Raw genomic sequence first — 4,817 nt, 5'->3', positions numbered from 1 at the left:
ATTTCTATATAGTATCAAGACAAGAAGAAACTCGTTTCACTCGTTTCAAAAACCCTCCTGATTTTTAGAGAAAAACTCTCTTATTTCATCGTCTTTAATAAAATAATATGCCATCTTTCCATCTTTATAAAAATCAAGTACCTCATTTTTATATAAAAGCCTTAAATGATGTGAAGTTGAAGCAACACTCATTTTCAATATCAAAGAAATATCACAAACACACAACTCATCTTCTTTAATCAAAGATAATATGATTTTCAATTTCTTCTCATCACAAATTTTTTCTAAAATGTTAAGTAATTTCTTAGATTTATCATCTTCTAAAAAACTTAAAGCATTGTTAACTTTATCCTCATGTACACAGATCACATCACAAGCATTTTCATAACTCATATAAAATCACACCCTAAATTAAAATATAAATCCTAAAATTGTTTGAATAGTGTCATTTTCAATAATAATAAATAAACCTAAAGCTATATAAATAACAGCCATAATCCAACGACTAAATTTCTCAACAATTTCTCCAACTCCTGGAATATTAGCTAATTTTTGTGCAGTAAATACCAAGAAGAAAATTAAAATTAAAAAGACAAACAGAGTAATTAATAAATTAGTAACACTTAATGTCACAAAATACGGAACAAATAAACCAATATTATCAGCACCACAACTTGCTATCGTAACAATTGCAACCGTACCAACTAATTTAGACAATCCTTTTTCATTCAATTCTTTTTTAGCTCTCTTTTCTCCTTCACAATCATCATAAATAGCCACTTTAATTCCAAGATAAATTGGTATTAAACCCAATAAACCTAATATCCACTTCTCTGGAACATAATTTAATACAAAAGCTAAAAACAAACTAACTAATATTAAAATAATAGACCCTAAATATTGACCAACATAAATATCTCTATATTCTTTTCTAGTCTTTGCTCTAGCAAAAAATATTAATAAAATTACTAATAAATCAACTGCTGTAGCAATATAAAGAACAGCAGCAGTAACAACCGTTTGAATCATAATACACCTCATTCAAAAATATTTTTGAATGTATTGTAACTTATATTTTTAAATAATCATAGATGCTTTATTCCAATTGCTTTATTGACGTTGAGCCTCGGAACCCTTAACAATCCCAAAACTTGTCGAATGGTCGGCTTAATAGCTCACGCTATGCCGACATTCGTCTGCAAGTTTAGTTAAGGGTTCTTCTCAACGCACAATAAATTTTATCGGCATAAATGCGTGTTCTTGTTATAATATGGCTATAACGTTTAGGCGCTTATTAACAGTAGTTTTTTATAATCTACTTTGCAAAAGCCAATCCATTTTTATGTGGATTGGCTTTTTATTTTATATATCCAAGGGCGCACTTACACACCTAAAAGGTGTCGTTCTAAAATCATATTTGCGTTTGATAATCTAATATATCTATTTTGTATTTTAAGGGGGTATTTAGAGCAAACTCTAAAGTAATATATATTTTTATCTGTATAATCATTTTATTTCTTAAAACACAAATATGAGCCAAATAAGAGGTGTTCTTTATGATAATAAACTTTGAATTTATATTTTCCGTATTTGATAAAACATCACAAGAACTTTTTGATCTATATGATATTCCAAACACTAAAGAATTATAAAAACAATCCAAATTATGAAAAAGCAAAATATCTCTGATACTGATTTGGAATTTCTTAAACTTTATAATTTTTATTTTGCAGATAAACCATACATAAATTTCTGGTAAATCCAGTGTCGATTTTTAAGACACTGCCCAGTTACATGCAAATTAAAATTTTCATAGTAAAACTGGTCAACGATGCCGGTTGAACGCTATAGTTCCCCCAGGGGAAAAAATACATAAAAAACGCTAGCTTTTAAACTAACGTTTCAAAGCTTTTAAGTAATAATTTGGTTTTTCAAAATTCCAAATTGCAGTAATTGAATGTGCTTTTTCTTCTTGGTTTGTTGTTTTATCTTAGTCACTTATATTAATTAAATTGCCATCTTCGGCATCATCTAAATTTAGAATTTTATATTTTTGTTTAAGTAATCCACTATAACTCAACATACATTTTCGATATAAACCTTGTTTTAAATTACTAACCTGAATTTTTTTCACTATATCCAGTTAAATAATCCGATGACTTAATCGGATATTTTGAGGCCTCTTTGATTGCTATAGATTATTTGAATTACTGATTAAAGATATTATGTTGTTTCATGTTTTGACGTCGCATATAAAGTGCATGTGTTTCTTCGAATTCAGCTTTAATGGATTGCATTAAATACCCTTGCATCGCTTCAACCGTTTCATTCTTTTGTAGCAGCATCGCTTTAAAACGTTTCAACACACTTACAATTTCAAACTCAACATCTTCTAAACGGTAATACGTATCATGTGCATTATTAAATGATTTTTTACCTTTGAGTAATACACTTTTAATAATCCGAATTTCTCTAATTTCAAATTTACTTAAATAGTCTTGAAGTTGTTGAGGCAATTCTTCGAGGACTTGAAACTTAAGCGCATCATTATTAAATTCGGTTTGTTGATGATTTGTATGATTCGAATGATTATTGTTTATTGAATTGTTGTATGTATCATTCATATCATGCGTATCATTATTCTCAGTCTCTATATAATCAGTATTACTTAAGTCAGTATCATTAGAGTCTAAGTTTTGGGATTCTGGGCTCCCATTGTTTGGGATTCTGGGCTCCCATTGTTTGGGATTCTGGACTCCCATTATTTGGGATTCCTTACTATCACTTGATTCGTCATTGTTTGAAGTGCTATTTTGTATTTCTTTTTCAATATTTATATTTGTTTCAATTTCATGAAGGTATAGTTTGTTTGGTCGATTAAATCCAGTTTTAACTTGTTCTAATAAACCCACTTCTTGTAATTCTTTTTTAATTTTGGTTATTGTATTTTTACTTTTATCTAACACTTCTTGAAGATTTTCATTTGTGAAAATAAAATATATATCTCCATTTTGATCTATCCAATTATTTTTAATAGATAAACTTACTCTATCATTAAGAATTGCATAGGTAACTTTTGCACTATCACTTAACTTTTTATATTTTTCATTGATAAATAATACTTTATGTAGCATATAGAAATTTTGACTGGCCTGATTTTTTATGTTTTTTCTAGACATAATAAAAACCCCTTTCCTATTCAAATTTTGGATAGAGGTAATAAAACATTACAAGAACACATAAATTTTTTGCTTGCACTTTGATGATATAGTTGTATATAATACAGATATCAAAATATTTATAAACGTGCTGCAACGTTTTATTACCAAACCCCGACTATTACCAGTAGTTGGGGTTTTTGTTGTATTAAGGTTATTATAGCACTTTGAATAAGCTTATAAAAGGGAAAATGTAGGTTTGTCAAGGGTTGATAAAGGGTTTATAAACCCTTGACAACAACCATCAACCCTTTATAAACACTTGATAAAAGGGTTGATGGTTGTATATTTTTGATTTACCAATTACTTTATTATGAAGCATAACAAGCTTGTAATATGTTATAAAGGGTTTATAAACATTTTATAAAGGGTTGATGATATGAAAAGTGTGAAAATATTGAGTGAAGAATTAGGGGTTAGTAAGCAAACAATTTTCAATAACATTAAACGATTGAATATAGAGACAATAAAACAGGAAAACACTTCGTTTATTAAAGAAGATACCGATATAGAAAAAATTATTCAAAGAGTAAATGAAAATAAAAAGAAATATGGTTTTGAAAGTACTACTGAAGACAAACAAAAAAAAGAGTCAGATAATATTAATGTTGAATCCAAAAGTGATACTCAAATAGTAGAAATCCTTAAAAATCAGATTGATACTTTGAATGATCAAATTGAGAAACAAGAAAATCGTCATGAAACAACAATTGAATTCTACAGAAAAGAGTTGCAGGAAAGATCAAAATTACTTGAGAATCAGCAAGTATTGGCATTAGAGAGTAATAAGAAGATTCAAAAATTGGAGAATCAATTAGAGGAAGAAAGACAGCTTAATTATTCCTTTGATACATCTGTTAATGATAGACAAAACGTTAATGCGCAAGAAGCAACATTTACCGAAGAATCTAAAGATATTAATCAAGAAGAAGAAGATGAACAGCCAACAGAAGTACAACATAAAGATGTAGCTGAAGAGAAAAAAGATGACAGTACAAACGAAAAAGTATTAGCAAAAGATGATAAACCATCTGAAGAAATAGAGAGTGAGAATGAGGATAGGGGAAAACAGCCCCCTAAAAAAGGGTTTTGGAGTCGTTTATTTGGTAACTAATTGTAATTAAAAAGGCACGACAAGTTTATGAACTTGTCGTGCTTTTTTATGTGAATCGAACTTCTGATAATCATCGATTATGTAAAGACATTATTATAAAATCAAAACAATAAATTCAGATGATTTTATTAGTTTTAGGATTATTACTTATATCATCTCAAGTAGGCGTATGGCCAGCTGTAATGTTATTAATAGTTAGAATGACATAAATCATTTATCGTGGTTGCTTTATTATTAGATTTTCTCACTTCTGAACAAATAGAAACATGAGGAGCGATAAAAAAATATAGTATAATTGATATCGCTCTTGAATGTTAGTTTAGTTAAGATGTGTCATCGTAGTCCAAAAACATATTAAAAGAGATACAGTACTTTATTTAATTATATTTATTCACATTTAATGGGAAGTGTGTTTTACTGTCTAGCATATTAATTAAACAACTGCACAAACCTTATCAATAATTATTAGTGAATATCTAATGCCT

At 28.4% G+C, this 4,817-nt stretch carries 4 protein-coding genes and 1 pseudogene; 1 reads left to right on the top strand and 4 read right to left on the bottom strand.

What is annotated here, in order from left to right; all coding sequences use genetic code 11:
- Positions 1 to 45 precede the first annotated feature (45 nt).
- The 4 genes and pseudogenes from SOJ_RS13265 to SOJ_RS13255 form a co-directional block, all read right to left on the bottom strand.
- Positions 46 to 393, bottom strand: coding sequence for an ArsR/SmtB family transcription factor (locus SOJ_RS13265; protein WP_002508637.1), 348 nt, complete (start codon positions 391 to 393; stop codon positions 46 to 48).
- Positions 394 to 411: 18 nt separating this feature from the next.
- Positions 412 to 1,029 (bottom strand): cadmium resistance transporter CadD, encoded by a 618-nt coding sequence (cadD, locus tag SOJ_RS13260; protein ID WP_002508636.1) that lies wholly within the window; start codon positions 1,027 to 1,029, stop codon positions 412 to 414.
- A gap of 865 nt (positions 1,030 to 1,894) precedes the next feature.
- Positions 1,895 to 2,192: pseudogene (locus SOJ_RS14770) on the bottom strand (protein rep); the annotation flags it as partial.
- Positions 2,193 to 2,207: 15 nt separating this feature from the next.
- Positions 2,208 to 3,179: a replication initiator protein A gene (locus tag SOJ_RS13255; protein WP_002508634.1), complete on the bottom strand. Its 972-nt coding sequence runs from the start codon at positions 3,177 to 3,179 to the stop codon at positions 2,208 to 2,210.
- A gap of 418 nt (positions 3,180 to 3,597) precedes the next feature.
- On the opposite strand from SOJ_RS13255, the gene SOJ_RS13250 reads away from it, so the two are divergent.
- A complete protein-coding gene (locus SOJ_RS13250; RefSeq protein WP_002508633.1) occupies positions 3,598 to 4,332 on the top strand; it encodes a DUF536 domain-containing protein in 735 nt (244 codons plus the stop codon).
- The last annotated feature ends 485 nt before the right edge of the window (positions 4,333 to 4,817 follow it).

Source organism: Staphylococcus sp. OJ82, assembly GCF_000294465.1.
Classification (GTDB): domain Bacteria; phylum Bacillota; class Bacilli; order Staphylococcales; family Staphylococcaceae; genus Staphylococcus; species Staphylococcus equorum.
This window is presented reverse-complemented; position numbering and strand designations above follow the sequence as displayed.

What these genes read in the sequence shown, in the direction of transcription:
- SOJ_RS13265 (WP_002508637.1), bottom strand. Translation starts at nt 393, where the DNA reads ATGAGTTATGAAAATGCTTGTGATGTGATCTGTGTACATGAGGATAAA.
- cadD (WP_002508636.1), bottom strand. Translation starts at nt 1,029, where the DNA reads ATGATTCAAACGGTTGTTACTGCTGCTGTTCTTTATATTGCTACAGCA.
- SOJ_RS13255 (WP_002508634.1), bottom strand. Translation starts at nt 3,179, where the DNA reads ATGTCTAGAAAAAACATAAAAAATCAGGCCAGTCAAAATTTCTATATG.
- SOJ_RS13250 (WP_002508633.1), top strand. Translation starts at nt 3,598, where the DNA reads ATGAAAAGTGTGAAAATATTGAGTGAAGAATTAGGGGTTAGTAAGCAA.